The sequence below is a fragment of the Paenibacillus sp. D2_2 genome (genome assembly GCF_031199965.1).
Classification (GTDB): Bacteria; Bacillota; Bacilli; order Paenibacillales; family Paenibacillaceae; genus Fontibacillus.
Genome location: NZ_CP133605.1, coordinates 3,159,817 through 3,178,832, shown reverse-complemented (window position 1 = coordinate 3,178,832; position 19,016 = coordinate 3,159,817). Strand labels below are relative to the sequence as shown.

The following is a 19,016-nucleotide window of genomic DNA, read 5'->3' as shown; positions in this document are numbered from 1 at the left end:
TGAGACCGATTTGAGTTAAGCCATGTACTTCATAGATTGATAACTGAATAGGAGTGAACATGGTGAAATTCAGACCGTCTTTTTATTATTTATGGGGATCACAGACATTATCGAATACGGTCGATGTGCTGTACTTGGTGGCACTGACCACATATGTGCTGAATCAGACCGGATCGATTATTTTTGCCACATTGGTGCCTTTCTTTCGCGTTGTCGCTCAAATGCTTAGCGGGCTATTGGCGCCGCTGTTGATTGACCGCTATCGTTTATCTTTCTTGTTGACTTTGGCACAAGGCGGACAGTTTCTACTGTTCATCACGCTTGCACTTTATCTCTCACCATGGATTGGCGGTGCGGACACTGTTGTCATTTATGCCCTTATTGCTAGCCTATCCTTCCTGGACGGGTGGACAAGTCCGGCACGAAATGCATTGATCCCAAGGTTAGTGGATGATTCTAGCTTGATGAAGGCGAATGGGATTATAGGAACGACAGATCAGATTGTACAGTTCGCCGGATGGGCCGTCAGCGGTGTGCTGGTTGCGGTTATGGGCTCTTTTCCCGTGTTAGTGGTTGTTGCGATTTGCTACGGTATAGCAGCAGCGGTTACAGTTCTGATTGAAGATCCAACGGAGGCCAAGCGGAGAAACTTGTTCGATGTGCGTACGTCGGTGTCTAAGGAAAAGGGAACGATGGTGGACGGAGCAACTGCGGATAACAGGTCTTCTTCACGCTGGGAAGTATTGAGGGAAGGTTGGGTCGCTCTTTGGCGGATTCCTAGACTTCGTGCTCTAACAATGATGGATGTATGCGATGCGCTAGGCGGGATGGTTTGGGTCGGTGCGTTCATCCTCGTATTTGTCCAAGATATACTGCACAAGGATGAGAAGTGGTGGGGTTACATTAATGCGAGTTATTTTGCCGGGGCTGTGCTTGGTGGGCTCATCGTCGTAGCTCTTGTCAAAAAATTCGAGAAAAAAATGTTCCTTTCTATGATCGTGGGAACACTCGGCTATGGTCTACTTACCGCGTGTTTTGCGCTCAACCATTCTGCTGTACTCGCACTTGTCATTGTCCTCTTCACCGGGCCTTTTACCGAGCTCGCCGGAGTAACTAGACGTACGCTTATTCAGAGAAGTGTGAATAAGGAGATTCTGCCAAAGGTATTCTCTGCGCAATCGACGCTGCTTAGTACTTTATTAGGACTATCTCTTCTCCTACTGAGTGGTGTTGCGGAGTGGTTCGGGATTGTAAATATGTATTTGCTGGCTGCGTTGCTTAGCTTGATCACGGCTGTGATCGGCTTTGTGAATCGGAAGGCAATTCAGCTGTAATAAGTAACAAAGAGGCTGTCTCCAAAGTCGATTTTTTCGACTTGGAGACAGCCTCTTTTGCGTTTGATCTGATCACGCGGACATTATTGACCGTTAGCGTTGAATCTTTGCTACTCTGTTCTTGTAACGGACAATTGTGTCCGTTACAAAGAGAAACATCGCGGAAAGCTGCATTTATTGCTTCTAATGGTCAAAAGTGTCCGTTAGAATAGGGAAGTTGTTCATTTCTTGCTGTAACGGTCATTTTTGACCGGTTGAAAAGCGCGATGTTATTTAGCAGCTTGCTGCGCAGGATTTGGCTGGCTGCTTCGCTTCGCTCTGAGCGAGAGCACGAAGCACAATCCGAGAACGAGCGCTGCCGAGACGTAAGGATAGTTGATGTTAAAATCGAACAAGAATCCAGCAACAATCGGGCAGGCAGATTGCCAAGGCTCGTGTATGCCGAGTTTAGGCCAGCGACGTATCCCTGGTTCTCCTCGGCCATCTTAGACATTTGTGTGCCGATTGCCTGCCGTAGAATGTCGATCGATAGGAATAGAATGAACGTTACAATGACAATTAGCCAGTAAGTGTGCACAAAGAGCGTTAGTAGAACGAATGCAGCAGCTGTGATCAGACAGAATGAGATGACATTGCGTTCTCCGAACTTGTTCAAGATCCAGCCGAAGATCGTTAATTGGACGACCGCCCCGGCGATGGAACCAAAAGTGATAATGAAGGCGATATCTTTGGCGGTGAAGCCAAACTTATGATCGACAAAAAGTCCAAATACGGTCTCGTAGTTCGCCAGACCAAATGAAGCGACGAACACGATGATAAGAGCGATAAAATAAGGTTCTTTATATGAGTTGAGCAATTGCTTAAATAATGATTGTCTAGGAGCTTCGTTAGCTTTATCCTTTGCTACCTGCGCTCGTTTATTGGATTCCGGTAGTGCAAACAATGTTATCGTGGCGGCGACGCCACCAGCAACTGCGGCCGCGAAGAATGGAACGCGAATCCCAAATTCTGCGATAAATCCGCCAATACCAGGACCGATGATGAATCCGGTGGTAATGGCTGCATTGATGAAGCCCATTCCGGTAGCCCGCTCGTCATCCGTGGTAGTGTCTGCCGTATAGGCCATTACCGCAGGAAAGATCAGCGCGGCGCCCAGTCCACCGATCATTCTGCTAGCGAATAGAAGTACTGGCGCATTAGCGATCCCGAAGAGAAGCTCTGATATCGCGAATACGACCATCCCGATTACAATAATTTTCTTGCGTCCGAAATTATCGGATAATCTCCCGGCATAAGGAGAGAATATGAGTTGTGTTAGTGAGAAAGATGCGACAAGCAGACCAACGGTGCTGCCGCTAATATGCAGCTCGGTCATATAGGTCGGCATGATAGGGACGACGAGACCGATCCCGGTAAAAACGATAAAAATATTAAGCATGAGAAGCAGTAATGCTCCTCTATTTTTAAATAAAATTGACATAATAATATCCTCCGCATGGTGTAGAATAGTTGAGGTCGTCGGTGGATACTCCGATTCCTGGAACTATACTGACCGTTCGTTCTATAAAATTTATAAAAAATGATGTTTTGTACTAGGTATATATAAACCTCATTGAAAGAACACAAAGCTAATGAGGAGAATTGGCAATACCGTATAAATAAATTTTGATGGCTTGTTGATAGACGTTAAGCGCATTTTGTAATTTCAATTGCCTCGACATATGGCTTAATCCAATCACAAGGCTCTCTAAAATAAGAGCGAGGCACTCAATATTATCCGTTTTGAATTCTCCATTATCGATGCCCTGCTGAATTAGAGCTTGATTAAACTTAAGGTGCCCCTGCACCATCTCGATAATACGCTCTTCCACATCACCTGGCTTCTCATCATGGTTGAAGAACTCACTGGCCGCTTTGGAGAGGGGATGATTCAGGTCATCAAGCACCATCTGCTTGGCGAAGCCGTACAGCTTATCTGTAACTGTCTTATATTGAGATACATTCTGCTGCCAATTTTCTTCCCATTCACGTTCCCATTCATCCAGCAAATAGAGGAATAGACCTTCCTTACTCTTGAAATGATAATAAATATTCCCTTTGCTGCTTCCGGTCGCTTCCGAGATCTCTTCGATCGAAGTCGCCTTATAGCCTTTATTTACAAATAAAGCTCTAGCAGCATCGGCAACTTTTCGCTTCGTCAGTTCACTTTGCAATTGCTTCTTATTTAATGCTGCGCCCGTTGGTTCCATTTCAATCGGCTCCTTGATCGTAATGATAAATACTTTTTATACTGAACGTTCGTTCAGGATTATATCAAATTTAGAGGTGGGCGTGCAAGGGTTTGTTGAAAAAATCTTGAGAACGGATAAATTTTCTGAAAAATTTTCTAAAGTTTATGCACCGTTCTTTAAGGAAATAGTTTAAAATAAGGGTATGCAGGATAAATAGGAGATGTAGACTATGGCTAATGAAGAAGAAGTAATCTTAACAAAAGAAGGGCTTGAGAAGCTCGAAGCTGAGCTTAAGGAACTGAAGGGCCCTAGACGCAGCGAACTGGCCGCACGGCTTAAATTGGCCATCAGCTACGGCGATTTGAAAGAGAACAGTGAGTATCACTCTGCTAAGGAAGACCAAGCATTCATGGAGACACGTATTCTTACCTTAGAGAAAATGCTGAAGAATGCCAGAGTCGTTGATTCTGACAGCTTGGAAGAGGGTACAGTTGGCATCGGTTCTACAGTGATTCTGAACGACCTGGAATTCCAAGAGAATGTGGAATACCAAATCGTTGGACCAACCGAATCAGATGCGTTCGAGAACAAAATTTCTTATGAGAGTCCCCTCGGTAAGGAGATTCTCGGCAAGAAAATAGGAACCATCGTTCACGTCGAAGCTCCAGTAGGTATCATTAAATACGAAATTCTTGAGATCAAATAAACATAATATTATTGAAGAAGAATTGGCCCCGTATAGACGATCATATCGTTTATATGGGGCTGATTTTTTTATGGTGATCAATTTTGGCGAGTGAATGGCGAGCTTGGAGTTTTAGTTGAATCGTTATGGTTGCGAGAATGTCCCGTCTGAAGTAATTGCCGTACCTCATGAAATTTTAACGGTCATCACAGTCACTGAAATGCTGTAAACTGCCGTTCCAAAGGACTTATTTACCTCTAAGCTGCAGGCACGTCCGTTAGAAAGTCATAACGCCCTAAAGTCATTTCTAAGCGGCCGTAATATCCCTTAGAGTTCAAACTTAAACTAAAATGGCGAGATTAGTGTTAGAGCGTCAAGACCATCTTGCAGTCAAAAGTAAATAAATCAACACAATCTCGTACATAAAAAGCAAGGGATAGCACGAACTGTATTATATGATAGATTTGGAGAACAAACGGGAATATCGTAACCTGTTGCCTCTTTTTCCAGTCATTAATAGTCCGTTCTCTACCAAAAGTCAAAATTGTTCACATAAGGTCAAAAATAGCCCCTACTAGGAAGGCACTAGACTTCTTATTATAGGCTTAGGACAACATGACTCGAAAGGAGCAATAAGTATGTGGAATAAGGCGATTGAAGATGCGGTAGGTAAGGTTAGAGCGAATATGGAGCGGTTCGGAACGAGATTCCCGCATATTAGTACGGACGGCGTCTATCAGCTGAATGACAATGAGGATTGGACGAACGGGTTCTGGAGCGGGATGCTGTGGCTGTGCTATGAGTATACGGGAGATGAGGATTTCCGTGAGAAGGCAATCGAGACGGTAAAAGATTTCCGCCGTCGCTTCGATGCTAAGATCGTACTAGACCATCATGATATCGGATTTCTGTATTCACTATCTTCGAAGGCACAGTGGATTATTGAGAAAGATGAAAGCGCTCGCCAGCTGACACTGGAGGCGGCGGATCACCTCTTGAAGCGCTGGCGTCCAGCTGGAGGCGGCTACATCCAGGCTTGGGGACGTGAAGGAGATCCGAAGGAAGCAGGTCGTATTATCATTGACTGCCTGTTGAACCTGCCGCTGCTGTTCTGGGCGGAACAGCAGACTGGAGATCCGAAGTATCGTGAGGCCGCGATTATACAGGCTGAGAAGACGAGACGTTATATTGTGCGTGGAGACGATAGCTCCTATCACACCTTCTTCTTCGATCCAAGCACGGGTGAGCCGATCGGCGGAGCGACACATCAGGGCTATACGAACGGATCAACCTGGACGCGGGGACAGGCCTGGGGAGTGTATGGATTTGCACTAGCTTATCGTTACACAGGGGATCCGTTGTTCTTGGAGACCTCTAGAAGAATGGCACGTTATTTCTTAACTCATTTGCCAGAGGATCATGTAGCTTATTGGGACTTCAATGCTCCGATAGATAAAGATACTTACCGTGACAGCTCGGCTTCCGCCATTGTAGCGGCCGGACTGCAGGAATTGCTGGAGCATCTGGATGAGAAGGATCCGGATCGTGAGTACTTCAAGCAGGGCTTGACCGATTCCTTGACTTCTTTGGTAGAGAATTACTCTACGATTGGAGAAGAAGCGGAGGGTCTTCTAAAGCGTGGTTCTTATTATGTACGCGGCGGACTGTCGCCGGATGATTATATGATCTGGGGCGATTACTACTATCTTGAAGCCTTAATGCGTCTTGAAAAAGGGATAAAGGGGTATTGGTATGAACGTTAACGGAACGGAAACCAATCATCAAGACAAAGTACATTCGGTTTTCTCGTTACTCCATTTAGAAGCACCTGAATTAGCTGATGTAGCTGAAGCGGTCAAGCAGGAGCGATACGAAGATGCGCTTCAGGCCCTGCATCGTTATTATATGAAGCGTCGTATTTCTGGCAACCGATGGACACAGGAAGAGACAACTCAAATTACGGATTACGTCAAAGGAAACTGGGCAGATGAAGTCGCAATGGTTATGAAGACGGCGGATGAAGTCGTGAACCAGACTTTTCTATTCAAGTTCCCATGGGATATGGAACGGACACAGGTTCCAGTTACGTTTGATGGAGCGATTGATTGGCACTACATCCCTGATGTCGATCCGGAATGGTCATACATGCTGAATCGGCATCGTTACTGGATCGCCCTGGGTCAGGCTTACGCCATGACCGGAGATGACAAGTATGCGTCGGTGTTGTGCCGCCAGCTTGAAGACTGGATCGATCGCAACCCGGTTCCGAGTGAGCCTACCAGCGATACACTTAACTGGCGTACGATTGAAGCAGGTCTCCGCGGCAGCAACTGGATTAAGGCACTGCGTTATGTGTGGGATTGCCCGCAGCTCACGCCTGTTTTGCTGGCAAAATTGCTGATCTCCTTATCCGAGCATGCTAGGTATTTGGCAAATGCATTTACAAGCTGGAAGCGAATCAGCAACTGGGGAGTACTGGAGACGAACGGATTGCTTCCGATTGCTTTAACCTTCCCTGAAATGAAGGGTTCTGAGCAGTGGCTCAGCCTGACTAAAGAAAGGCTTGAAGAGACGGCACGTATTCAGGTGATGGCGGACGGAATTCACTGGGAGCAATCGCCAACCTATCATCATGAGGTGATGTGCTGCTACCTCGATTGTCTTTATTTTGCTGAACAACATGGAATTAAGTTAGATGAAGGCTTCCTCGGCAAAGTACATGAAATGGCTATCGCTTCCCTATATTGGGCTAATCCGAGTCATAGACAGCCTATGTTCGGTGATAGCGATGATAATGACGTTCGTTCGTTATTGACGTATGCTTCCGCTCTGCTCAAGGATGAAACACTGCGCTTCGGCTCTTATCAGCGGATGGACTATGATAGTGCGTGGTTACTAGGAATGGAAGCAATCAGAAGCTATGAGAGTTTGAATCCTGTGGAGCCTGCGGAAATATCTCACGCTTTTATCCACTCTGGCCACTTTGTGATGCGTTCGGGCTGGAGTGAGCAAGATCTGTATCTGTACTTCCACTGTGGACCACAGGGCGGCGGACATGGACATGCGGATATGCTGCATATCGATCTGCACGCTTACGGGAAGGAGTTTCTAACCGATCTTGGCAGATATAACTACAGTGACCATACACCGCTCAGACATGCATTAAAAGAGAGCGCAGCCCACAACACGACGACGGTCGATGACATTGGATTTACGGAAATTGCCGACACTTGGGCTTTTCATCGCATTGCCTGTCCGATAGGCAGCAAATGGATCAGTCGCCCTGCCTATGACTATGTTGAAGGCGGACATGATGGATACTTGCATTTGAACGATCCAGTATTTGTGAATCGGAGAATTATTTTTATCAAGCCGCATTACTGGCTGTTGATTGACCGTTTCCAAAGTAAGGGGCAGCATCAGTTCAAGCAGCATTTCCACTTTGGATCGGATGCTATTGGACTGGAGGATAGCACGCTAATCTGTCGTACGCAAAATGAAGGGGAAGCGAATCTGCTCATGATCCCAGTTCAGAGTGAGGGACTGCAGGCCGAAGTATCAGAGGGCGTCATTTCTCGTGAATACAATTTGTTGGAGTCAAGTAGTCAAGTAACTTATGCTCGAACTGGAAGCGGGACGACATTGATGATGCAGCTGCTATATCCGCTCCGTCCTGGTGAGTCGGAAGCTCCACAAGTGAGTAAGATCCCTGTGTTCCGTCATACCGGAGAACAGGTGGATGATGGACAGGCAGAGGCTTGCCGGATAGTTCATCCTGACTTAGGCACTGAGCATATCCTTGTGATTAGTCATAAGGTGCCGACAGGCCACTATGATTCCTACGTCGTGGATGGCGTACAGATTTTTGGAGAGGTTGTGCTCATTACCGGCTCTGCCAATAAGAGACAGATTACGGTCATAAATTAATGAATGCCTAAGGGATGACGAACTGATAAAATAGAGATGAGAGTAAAAAGAGTGTGAGAGAGGCGCGGCAGTACATGTTCAAATTAACTTATTATAGACGTATCCAGCTGTCATTTCTATTACTTATCTTCATCCCGCTGATTGCCGTCTCGACCATCTCGTTTCTGCTAATTCGCAGTTCGATGGTCGAGAAGCTGCAGCTTAGCAATGAGAATTTCCTGAACGTGATGACCGATGAGATGAACAAGACCGTTGACGATGTTACTTTTGCATCACATTTTATTGTAAACGATGTTAATGTGCGAAATAATTTGAAGTCTTTTGCCGATACGAAGCGAATCAATAATTACAACGATTATGTGCTGTTTACACAAATTCAAGATCTATTCAATCTGATTAATACAAAGCCGTTGAACAATAATATCCGCATGTATCTCGTAAACCGCCAGAACTTTGTCATTTCATCTGGAAGTGAAAAATTGACTGGGGTTAGTTCTAGTGTAGCCCAATTAATGAAGCGAGTAGATCTGAAGGAGCCGGAGAAGCTGCAGTGGCTCGGAATGGCTGACAGCGGTTTCGGAGGCAGAAGCTACTATATTGCTCGAGTTATCTTTGATAGCCGGGAGAAACAGTACGTGTCCGTGTTGTTCGTCTCGATTGCGGACTCTTATTTTAACAAGCTGCTAAGTCCAGTAGAGTTCGGCAAAGTGGCGCTGTTCGATTCATCGGGTGAGTTAATCTCCGGAAATCTAGACTTGTCATTAGATAATTCTGATCCTAATAACAATGTGAGAACATTCCGCAACATCTCCAAATCTAGCTGGAAGCTCGTCTACGAGGCGTCGGAGAAGGAATGGTCCGGTCAAATTTCTCGTACGTTCTATACGGGACTTCTCGTCGTTATTCTGCTGTTCCTTGTCTTCTTGATGACTTCCATCTTGATTGCCAAGAGGCTACATAGTCCGATCCATAAGCTGCAGCGGGTCGTTCGTCAATTCGGTCTAGGTAATCTGGATGTGCGTCTAGAAGTTAAGGGCAGGGATGATATCGCGGAACTAGGCCATACGCTGAACATAATGCTAGATCAACTCCAGCAGTTGATTCATGATATCGAGCAGGAGCAGGAGCAGAAGCGGGTCATGGAATTGGAAGCGCTGTTTATGCAGATTCGCCCTCATTTTCTAATCAATACACTTAATTCTATAAAATGCAGTCTTATATTACAGCAAGACAAGCTGCACAGTGGGATAATCGATTCCCTGATGAGCCTTTTGCGGGCTTATCTGAAGGTGAATGAGCCGACTACTCTAGAAGAAGAGTGCAAGCTGCTTACACATTATGTGGATATTATGAAGATCCGCAGTGAGATCCCTCTCAAACTTGATATTGAATTGGAACCCGAGACGAAGGGATTGATCGTGCCTAAGCTTATCCTGCAGCCGCTAGTAGAAAATGCGATTGTGCATGGATTTGTGGATCATCCGTCGCCGACGATAAGGGTCAGCTCATATCAAGCCGCAGGCGGAATCATGATCGAGATTAAGGATAATGGAATCGGTATAGAAGAAGAGACTCTAGGACGCCTTAACCGCAGACTCATGTTCGATGACAATGAGGACGGTTCTTATCAGAGAGTCGGATTGATTAATGTCGTACAAAGATTGAGGCTGACCTTTGGAGAGGAGGCTACAATGACGATCAGTAACCTCCAGCAGGGAGGTACTTTGGTTTCACTGTATTTGCCTTTGGAAATGCACCATGTTTTTCTATCTGGGGGAATGAATAATGTATAGAGTCATGCTCATCGACGATGATGTTCCCATGCTTAAAGTATTGCAGCAGATGATCGATTGGGAAGCGAACAATCTGCAGATTGTCGGAACAACCTATTCAAGTGTGAAGGCAATGCATATGTTCGAAGAGGTACAGCCTGATATTGTGATTACAGATATTGGCCTGCCGCAAAAGAACGGGATTGAGCTAGCCGACAGCTTTACGTCTATGAAGCCGGACGTGCGGGTGATCTTCCTAACTTGTCATGAAGATTTCCAATATGCTCAGCAAGCGATCAAGCTTAAGGCAGATGACTATCTGATCAAAGATCAGCTGACAGCGGAGCAACTGGAGAAGAGTCTGGAGAAATCCGTTACGATATTGAAGTCTAAGAGTGGTCTGATTCGCTGGAAGACTTCTAATTATAACAGCCAGCTATTCCGTCAAGATCTCCTGAAGAGAGTCATTGACCGGGCTCCCTCTGAGATGACGATGGACTATGCTTCGCAGATCGGGGTCTCTTGGAATTATCCTTGGTTCATGTTGGGGATCGTTAATGTGCAATTTTCTAGCTTCGATAAGCGCTATAGGCAAAGTGAACATCAGCTGATTTTGTACGCGATATATAATATTGCACTGGAGCTGTCCGAATCCTTTGAAGGGGTTACGCCATTTCTGGAAAAAGACAACATCGCGATTCTATACAACTTCAGAATGAATCTGGCCCAAAATGCGATCCTTAATTTTAATAATTTCTTACAACAGCTGCGTTCCCAGTGTGTGAATTTCCTTAAAATTCAGCCTAGTATTGTATCAGTAACGGATAAAATGGAATTGGATTCGGTGGGTTCGGCCTATCAGCAAATATTGCAGAGTAAATTGGAATTTTATGAAACAACCGATTATACGATTACTGATATTTCACAGAGTGCGGTTTCAAACTTTCAGCATGCTCCACAAGGTTTCCTGAATAACTGTGTGTCGCAGCTGGAGCAGGCAGTGATCAAGCAAGATCTGGACGGCATTCACAACATCTTGCTTGAAATCGCCGGGAACGCGCGGGATATGATGATTGAGCCGGGTGATTTCGCGAAAGAGTTATCTTTTATGCTACGGGGTATTGAGTTGATGTTCTCTAATTTGAAGTTTGAAGAGGATCTGTTCAACTATCTAAGTTTATCTCGCACATTAAGCGATTCAATGGAGCTGATCGAAAGAAAGCTCGTTCAGATTACGGAGAGCAGGGACAAGCAGGGGACGAGTACGTCTCAAGAGCCGAAGCTGCAGGTCATTCAACAGTATATTGAGCAGCATCTAGCAGACAATATTACCTCGATCGATATGGCACGCTATCTGTATCTGAACCCGAGCTACTTCTCTCGTTATTTCAAGCGGATGACCGGACTTACCTTTACTGATTATGTGCATCAGTACAAGATGAAGCTGGCGACGAAGATGCTGAAGGTGTCCAATCAGAACCTCGAATCAATGGCGATCGGCTTGGGATATTCAGACAGAACCTATTTCTCTAAAGTATTCAAGAAGTACGTTGGTGCAACGCCAAGTGAGTATAAGGCCAAGCATACGGCACGCAAATGATATCGAAGTAATTAAATCAGAGCAGTTCCTTAAGTCATTGGAGATGACACAGGGGCTGCTTTTTTATGTGAGAAGACACAACAGCGATCGTAAGAATATTTCAACCGGCTGCCTTCATCCTTTCAATCATTAGTTCAACTTATATAGATAAAAGAATAAGGTCAAAATCTTGCACGCGGCTGGTCATAATCACTCCTTCTAGCTGTCTTACGATGTATTACTATAATAACAACTTATAAATTGTAGAGGTGATACAACGTGGAGGCAGTCAAACAACCTGAGCCGAGCACTCGGCTAGAACCACGGAAGAAATTTTGGACTCCGCATCGTAAGGAAGCATTGATCGGATGGTTATTTCTAACTCCGGAAATTGTCGGCATGCTGTTTCTAAATGTATTTGCACTTGGATTTTCATTGTACTTAAGTTTATCTAAGTGGGATTTGCTATCTGGGGTTAAAGGGATCGAGTTTACCGGGTTTGATAACTATGTGAAAATGTTCCATGATCCGACGATTATCCAGGCTGTTAAGAACAATGTTATTTATATGATAATGACGGTACCGATTCCGATTGCAATCGCCTTGGTACTGGCAGTTCTGATTCATAACAGTGTATTCTTCAAGGATTATTTCAAGGTAGCGTTCTTCATTCCGTACATATCGTCGATAATCGCAATTGCGGCGGTATGGAGTGCATTGTTCCACCCGTCTCTCGGCCAATTAACCAATTCTTGATGGATATCGGTATTTCCAATCCGCCGAAATGGCTGGTTGATCCGAGAACTTCATTGTTATCTATCGCGATTATTAGCTCATGGGCGAGCCTGGGTTATACCATTATTATCTACATGGCTGGCTTGACGAACATTTCCAATGAAATTTATGAAGCAGCAGATATTGACGGGGCAGGGCCTTTGAGAAATTCTTTGCAATTACTGTTCCGATGCTGCGTCCAACCACCTTCTTCTTGTTGATTACGATGCTGATCGGTTCGTTCAAAGTGTTTGACGTCATCGCGTATCTAACCGAAGGTGGTCCGAACAACTCTTCAATGGTGCTGGTATACCGCATTTACGAGGAAGGCTTCAAATACCATAACATGGGCTACGCTTCCGCCATTTCCTGGTTGCTGTTCGCCATTATTGGCATCATTACAGCACTTACCTGGAAAATGAGAAATGAAGACTAGGGGGAATATCAAATGCAACTAATTCGAAAAAACATGTCAAAAGTGATAACCACCGTCTTCATGGGTGCTCTGTCCGTCGTATTCCTTATACCACTCGTCTGGATGATATCAGCAGCGTTCAAGTATGAGAAAGATGTAATGCGCTTCCCAATTCAATGGATTCCAGAGAAGATCAATGTAGCGTATAATTTTAAGACAGTCTGGATGGGGAAAGTTCCTTTCTATCATTTTTATCTCAACTCATTCAAGATCGCTATTATTACGACACTTATCACACTGATCATCTCGTCTATGTCAGCTTATGCGTTGACAAAGATCAATTTTAAAGGGCGGAATCTTGTATTCCTCGCACTCTTGTCCTTTATGATTATCCCTGACCAAGCGACATTGATTCCGCGTTTCTTGTTGATTCGCTGGTTCGGGCTCTATAACACACATGCAGCGATTATCTTTATGAGCATGTTCTCGATCTACTTTACATTCTTACTACGACAATTTATGATTGGCGTCAGCGATGAGATTATTGAGGCGGCAAGAATCGATGGAGCAGGTCATTTAAGAACCTTCTCATCAATTATGGTGCCGCTCTGTAAGCCAGTATTGGCAACAGTAGCTATTATCAAATTCATTTGGACATGGAATGACTATCAGAATCCGCTTATTTTCTTACTAGATAAGGATCTATATACCATTCCACTAGGGATGACGTTGTTCCGCGATGACTTCACGAACAACTACGCGATTATGATGACAGCAGCTGTATCAGCGATTATTCCTCTGCTGATTGTGTTCATTGCTCTTCAGAAACAGGTTATTAACGGGATTGCATTAGGTGGTGTAAAAGGTTGATCTGTGATCAACCTTTTACAGAAAGTAAGCGCTATCGAAAAGTCAAAAATGTAATCCTATAACATCAAAATTTTGCACTTGGCCTTCAAGGCAACCGCCTATAATGAACTTGTACAAGCACTACACTAAAAAACTTCAGTGCAGGGGAAACAAGATGAAACACAAGGGTAAAAGAGTTTTTCTATGATTCTCGGTACCGTTCTTGCCATCAGCTTGATGTTAAGCGGATGCGGAAAATCCGGCGATGGAAATGCTGCAACCGGTACGAATAATTCCGGAAATGCTAAATCCGACAAACAAGTTACGATCAAGTATTACAACTGGGACAACGATGCTCAAGCGGTTGGAACAGATGGGATGCTTAAGGAATTCATGGAACAGAATCCGGACATTAAGGTTGAGCATGTCGTTCTTGTACCGGGTGATTCCGTTGAAATGGAGAAGAAGCTCGACTTCCTGATCTCCTCTGGAGAATCTATTGACGTAGTACAATTGGCAAGCTTGGGCTCTGCTATTGAACGCGCAGGTCGCGGAGCTTTCGCACCTTTGAATGAGTACTATGATAAGGAAGGCGTTAATCCTGATGATGAATACTGGGTTAATGCTAAAATTGACGGTAAGTACTATGGTATGCAATATACCAAGAGCATCAACTACGTTATGATGAACAAGGATGCCTTGGACGAAGTTGGTCTTGAAGTTCCTAAATACGGATGGACTTGGGATGACTATCGTGAATACGCTAAGAAGCTAACGAAAGGCGAAGGCGTTGACAAGCGTTACGGTACCTACTTCCATACTTGGGAGCTTTACATGAATGCTCCTGCTCAGACGATGATGAAGGATCCATTCGTGTATGATGACGGTTCAACAATCCTGTCTGACCCATCTTACAAATATTTCTTCCAATTGCGTAAAGACATGGAGACAATTGACAAGTCGGCTAAGCCTTATTCAGACGTTCTGGCTGCGAAGCTTGCTTATCGTACAGAGTTCTTCAACGAAGAAGCTGCTATGATTCTGACTGGTAACTTTACGATCGCGGATCCAGGTAATACAGAGCAATATCCGCATACGTTCAAGACTGCGTTTGCACCGGTACCAGTTCCTCCTAAAGGAGCTGAACCTAAAGGCTATGAAGGTAAATACTTCACAAGCGGAAGTCAAATCGTGATGGGTGCTAATTCACAGCATAAAGAAGAATCTTATAGACTTATGAGATTCATGACTACGGCTGATTCACCAAGCAGACAAGAATTCTCCGGTTACAAGAAAGCGAACAACGAAGAATTGCTGAACAAGTTGGTTGCTGGTCATGAAGATATGTACGATATGGATTCACTCAAATACTCTTTGTTTAGCGATGACATTAAGTTCCTTGGGGCTTCTGAGAAGATGACCAAAGCTAACGCAGAGGTTTCGAAAGTGATCGATGATGGTTTCAGTAAATTCATGCTTGGCAATGAGCCGCTTGATGATGTTCTGAAGTGGATGGTTGATGAAGCGACGAAGTACATCAACGAGAAAGGCTACGTAGAATAATACGAGCTGAAATAGACAGAAGATTAATGATTAGCAATTGACAAGCAAGGGCCGTCTCAATGATCTTATGAGAGACGGCCCTTGTTATCTACTTATGAGCGAAAATACGAAGAATATTTGGAAGTGGATGGGAGTAGAACGATGGCGAACTTGATGAACGAGCTTATTGAGAGGCAACCTGCTCGGATCTGGACAGAGGCATTCCCAGTTGGCAACGGTAGGATTGGAGCGATGTTATTTGGCGGCGTGTCCTCGGAGCGAATCGGGCTGAATGAAGATTCTATTTGGTACGGGGTCCGAAGCAGTGTGATAATCCACAGGGTAGGATGAAACTGGACGAGATTCGAGATCTGCTTCGTAGAGGCGAGGTTCAAGAGGCGGAGAGGGAGATGCTCCTTCATTTCACAAATGTTCCACAATATTTTGGACCTTATCAGCCGCTGGGGGATCTACTGCTTCAATTCGGTCATGTTAAATCGGAAGCGGAGGATTACTGCAGGAGATTGAATTTGAGCACAGGAGTCGCTTCGCTAAGTTATGCAGTGGACGGAGTCCGCTACCAGAGGGAAATCTTCGTAAGTGCTGTTCATCAAGTATTAGTTGTTCGAATCACGGCATCAGAGCCAGGGGCTATAAGCTTAACTGCACGGTTAAGCCGGCGACCTTTTGATGGGGACATGCTGCAGGAGAATGAGCATACCTTAATGATGGAGGGGGTTTGTGGGTCTGATGGCGTTAAATACGCAGCGGTATTGAATGCTCAGGCAACTGGAGGGGAGTGCCGAGCAACCTGGCAATTATCTAGATATTCAGTCTGCCGATGCAGTAATTTTGCTACTCACGGCTCAGACTACATTCCGCAGTGAGGATCCGCGCCAAGAAGCGCTTAATCAGATGGAAGCAGCCAAATTACATCCGTATTCAACTTTGCTTGATTCACATACGGCTGATCACCGCAAGTTATTTGATCGCGTTAGCTTGGAAGTTCATTCGGATGATACAGCAGGAGAAGCAGAAGTGAATGCAGAACCCATAGGTACTAGCCGTGGATATGTGGGAATCTTCAATCTACTTCTCAACGGCTGCAGTCTTATCGGTTAGGGGGCGAGGACCCACAGCTTGAAGCGCTATTCTATCAATACGGCCGTTATTTACTCATATCTAGCTCAAGAGCGGGCAGCTTACCAGCGAATTTGCAAGGAATATGGAATGACAGCTTCACGCCGCCTTGGGAGAGCGACTATCATCTGAACATTAACCTACAAATGAACTATTGGATCGCCGAGACGGGTAATCTACCGGAATGTCATGAACCGTTATTTGACTTCATCGATCGACTGGTCATTAATGGACAGAAGACAGCGGCAGACTTATATGGAGCAAGAGGATTTACGGCTCACTCTAGCTCGAATATTTGGGCGGAGAGCGGCTTGTTCGGTGCTTGGACACCTGCCATCTTTTGGCCAATGGGCGGGGCATGGCTGGCGCTGCATTTATGGGAGCATTACCGGTACAATCTTTCTGAAGCATTTCTGTGCGAACGGGCTTATCCGGTGTTAAAGGAAGCGTCTCTATTCTTTCTTGATTTCTTGGTCTTTGATGAGAATGGCTATTTCATTACTTCACCATCGCTATCCCCTGAGAACAGTTATGTAAATGAGAAGGGACAGGTTGGCTCCTTATGCTCCGGCTCCTCTATGGACTCGCAGATCATCTATGCGTTATTCACTGCTTGTATTGAAGCGGCGGAGATGCTGGGATTGGATGAAGAACTGGTTGGGCAATGGGTAGGCGTCCGTGCACAGCTACCTGAACCTAAGATTGGCCGTCATGGTCAGATTATGGAATGGGCTGTCGACTATGTAGAGCATGAACCGGGTCATCGTCACATCTCTCATCTATTTGCCCTTCATCCGGGTGAACAGATCATTCCGCATAGAATGCCCGAGTTGGGAGCCGCTGCTAAAGTAACGCTAGAAAGACGATTGCAACATGGGGGTGGACATACCGGGTGGAGTCAAGCTTGGATTGCTAACTTCTGGGCCAGACTTGGCGAGGGGGATAAGGCGCATGGCAGTCTGCGCGAGCTGCTGGTCAAGGCGGTACATCCGAATCTGTTCGGCGATCATCCTCCGTTCCAAATTGATGCTAATTTTGGTGGAGCTGCAGCGATTCAAGAGATGTTGTTGCAGTCTCATGGTGATGAGATTCGCCTGCTTCCGGCTCTTCCGACCGCCTGGTCAAGCGGCTCAGTTAAGGGCTTGCGAGCCAGGGGAGGCTTCGTGATTAATATTCGCTGGCAGGATGGGGAATTGGAAGCTGCAGAGATATATTCGTCAACCGCAAGGGACTGCACTTTGTTTAGTGAGAAGCACCTAGTCATTAACGATGCTCATCAGGTTCCCGTTACTATGGCAAGCTTAAGCTCTGGGCTAGGATATCAATATACTTTTGCTGCTGAGCCTGGAGAGATCTATCGAATCATACTTAATAAAGCAGAAATCAAATGAGGAAGTGAATAATGATGAATAACGATGTGAGTATGCAGCAATCAGATATTTATATGGCTCTGCCGAGCCCAGCGCAATTAGCATGGCAGGATAAGGAGCTTGGGTTGTTCTGTCATTTTGGAATGAATACTTTCTGTGATCAAGAATGGGGAGAAGGCAATGATTCGCCTGCACTTTTCAACCCGAAGGAACTAGATGTGCGGCAGTGGGTTAGAACGGCGAAGAGGCGGGATTCCGCTATTTTGTTCTTACGGCGAAGCATCATGATGGGTTTTGCCTCTGGCCAACCTCGACGACCGATTATTCCGTAGTGTCTAGTCCGTGGAAGAATGGACAGGGAGACGTAGTAAGAGAATGCGCTGACGCTTGCCGTGAGGAAGGGATCGGCTTCGGCATTTATGTGTCTCCTTGGGACAGGCATGAGCCATGTTATTCGGATCCTCAGAAGTACGATGATTTCTATTGCGGCCAATTGGAGGAATTGCTTACCGGCTGACGGGCCGCTGGTGGAAATCTGGTTCGATGGAGCCGGCTCTGAAGGTCGTGAATATGACTGGCGGCGGATTATTGGCCTTGTCAAGCAGCATCAGCCTGAAGCGATGATCTTCAATATGGGCGCTCCAACAATACGCTGGGTAGGTAATGAGGACGGTCTTGCCCCATATCCGTGCTGGAATACGGCAAAGACAGCAAAAGGTAGTATGTTCAGTGAAGCTTCCTTGCAATGGCTGCCGGAGACTCCGGACTGGGTACCGGCAGAATGCGATGTTCCGATCCGCAAGAATCACTGGTTCTGGCATCCGAATGATGAACAATCGTTACTGACCTTAGAACAGCTGATGGATATTTACTATCGTTCTGTGGGCCATGGTGCGACCCTGCTGCTTAATGTATCTCCGGACAATCGCGGGTTGTTGCCTGAGGTAGATGCGAAACGTCTGGTGGAGTTTGGAGACGAGATTCGTCGTAGATTAAGTCATCCTCTGGCAGAGATCAAGGGCTGTGGCGAGATGCTTGAATTGGAGTTATCCGAGGCTGCGGTCATTGACCACGTCGAGTTGATGGAAGATATCGTGTACGGAGAGCGGGTGCGTCAATATACCATTGATGTATATGCAGATGGAGAATGGAAAGAGATCGTTAATGGTAGCGCAATTGGCCACAAGAAGATCGATTTATTGACTCCAGTAAATGTGGAGAAAATCCGACTACGGCTCACGGAGTCTGTTGCTAATCCGATCATTCGTAAATTTGCTGTATTTTGCTCGCAATAGAGCAATCGTATCAGTTAGCCTTCTTGTCCTAAATGGGCAAGGGGGCCTTTTTTTATCAAATGGATTATAATAAGTAGGCTAGCCACAGTTCATCGTTTACAAG

At 45.5% G+C, this 19,016-nt stretch carries 11 protein-coding genes and 4 pseudogenes; 13 read left to right on the top strand and 2 right to left on the bottom strand.

What is annotated here, in order from left to right; all coding sequences use genetic code 11:
* Positions 1–59: 59 nt before the first annotated feature.
* Positions 60–1,334 (top strand): MFS transporter, encoded by a 1,275-nt coding sequence (locus tag RE628_RS16190; protein ID WP_309154053.1) that lies wholly within the window; start codon positions 60–62, stop codon positions 1,332–1,334.
* 269 nt (positions 1,335–1,603) lie between these two features.
* On the opposite strand, the pseudogene RE628_RS16185 reads toward RE628_RS16190, so the two are convergent.
* Positions 1,604–2,814, bottom strand: a pseudogene (locus tag RE628_RS16185) (MFS transporter).
* 148 nt (positions 2,815–2,962) lie between these two features.
* Positions 2,963–3,583, bottom strand: coding sequence for a TetR/AcrR family transcriptional regulator (locus tag RE628_RS16180; protein WP_309154052.1), 621 nt, complete (start codon positions 3,581–3,583; stop codon positions 2,963–2,965).
* 211 nt (positions 3,584–3,794) lie between these two features.
* On the opposite strand from RE628_RS16180, the gene greA reads away from it, so the two are divergent.
* The 12 genes and pseudogenes from greA to RE628_RS16115 all read left to right on the top strand — a co-directional run bounded on the left by greA (position 3,795) and on the right by RE628_RS16115 (position 18,913).
* The gene (gene greA / locus RE628_RS16175) at positions 3,795–4,271 is read left to right on the top strand and encodes a transcription elongation factor GreA (protein ID WP_309154051.1); all 477 of its coding nucleotides are present in this window, start codon (positions 3,795–3,797) and stop codon (positions 4,269–4,271) included.
* Between the two features lie 617 nt (positions 4,272–4,888).
* Complete coding sequence (locus tag RE628_RS16170) at positions 4,889–6,013, top strand: glycoside hydrolase family 88 protein (protein ID WP_309154050.1); 1,125 nt, start codon at positions 4,889–4,891, stop codon at positions 6,011–6,013.
* Positions 6,003–8,177, top strand: a complete 2,175-nt coding sequence (locus RE628_RS16165) for an alginate lyase family protein (RefSeq protein ID WP_309154049.1) — start codon at positions 6,003–6,005, stop codon at positions 8,175–8,177. The genes RE628_RS16170 and RE628_RS16165 overlap by 11 nt, the downstream gene beginning before the upstream one ends.
* A 74-nt stretch (positions 8,178–8,251) precedes the next feature.
* Positions 8,252–9,970 (top strand): cache domain-containing sensor histidine kinase, encoded by a 1,719-nt coding sequence (locus RE628_RS16160; protein ID WP_309154048.1) that lies wholly within the window; start codon positions 8,252–8,254, stop codon positions 9,968–9,970.
* Positions 9,963–11,549: a response regulator transcription factor gene (locus RE628_RS16155; RefSeq protein ID WP_309154047.1), complete on the top strand. Its 1,587-nt coding sequence runs from the start codon at positions 9,963–9,965 to the stop codon at positions 11,547–11,549. The genes RE628_RS16160 and RE628_RS16155 overlap by 8 nt, the downstream gene beginning before the upstream one ends.
* 258 nt (positions 11,550–11,807) lie before the next feature.
* Positions 11,808–12,738 (top strand): annotated as a pseudogene (locus RE628_RS16150) (carbohydrate ABC transporter permease).
* 12 nt (positions 12,739–12,750) lie between these two features.
* Entirely contained in the window at positions 12,751–13,587 is an 837-nt protein-coding gene (locus RE628_RS16145) for a carbohydrate ABC transporter permease (protein WP_309154046.1), read from the top strand.
* A gap of 183 nt (positions 13,588–13,770) precedes the next feature.
* Positions 13,771–15,129: an ABC transporter substrate-binding protein gene (locus RE628_RS16140; RefSeq protein ID WP_309154045.1), complete on the top strand. Its 1,359-nt coding sequence runs from the start codon at positions 13,771–13,773 to the stop codon at positions 15,127–15,129.
* A 141-nt stretch (positions 15,130–15,270) separates the two neighbouring features.
* Positions 15,271–15,995, top strand: a pseudogene (locus RE628_RS16130) (glycoside hydrolase N-terminal domain-containing protein).
* A complete protein-coding gene (locus RE628_RS16125; protein WP_309154042.1) occupies positions 15,961–16,230 on the top strand; it encodes a hypothetical protein in 270 nt (89 codons plus the stop codon). The pseudogene RE628_RS16130 and the gene RE628_RS16125 overlap by 35 nt, the downstream one beginning before the upstream one ends.
* On the top strand, positions 16,179–17,639 hold the full coding sequence (locus tag RE628_RS16120; protein ID WP_375143119.1) for a glycosyl hydrolase family 95 catalytic domain-containing protein: 1,461 nt from the start codon (positions 16,179–16,181) through the stop codon (positions 17,637–17,639). The genes RE628_RS16125 and RE628_RS16120 overlap by 52 nt, the downstream gene beginning before the upstream one ends.
* 14 nt (positions 17,640–17,653) lie before the next feature.
* A pseudogene (locus RE628_RS16115) lies at positions 17,654–18,913 on the top strand (alpha-L-fucosidase).
* The last annotated feature ends 103 nt before the right edge of the window (positions 18,914–19,016 follow it).